Consider the following 257-nt stretch of genomic DNA (forward strand, 5'->3'; position numbering starts at 1 on the left):
TCGGTGAAGCTGTCGTCGACCGGGGTGACGTTGATGTTCAGGGTCGAGGTGACATTGCTGCCGGAGCCGTCGGTGACGGTGTAGCTGACCGTCGGCACCGTGCCGTTGTAGTTGGCGGCCGGAGTGAAGGTGTAGGCACCGTTCGTTCCGATCACCAGGGTACCGACATTGGCGATGGTCGCGGTTTCACCGGCCTGGTACTGAGTACCGCCGACCGTGAAATTAACTACGCTGACCGGGCCGTCGACGCTGCTGGT

Annotated in this window: 1 protein-coding gene; it reads right to left on the reverse strand. The window is 62.3% G+C overall.

Annotated features, from left to right (window positions below; translation table 11 throughout):
* Positions 1–257: cadherin-like domain-containing protein (locus WLY71_RS30920; protein WP_347806609.1), on the reverse strand; the 257-nt coding region annotated here is incomplete at both ends.

It is taken from the genome of Pseudomonas rossensis (assembly GCF_039888995.1).
Classification (GTDB): domain Bacteria; phylum Pseudomonadota; class Gammaproteobacteria; order Pseudomonadales; family Pseudomonadaceae; genus Aquipseudomonas; species Aquipseudomonas rossensis.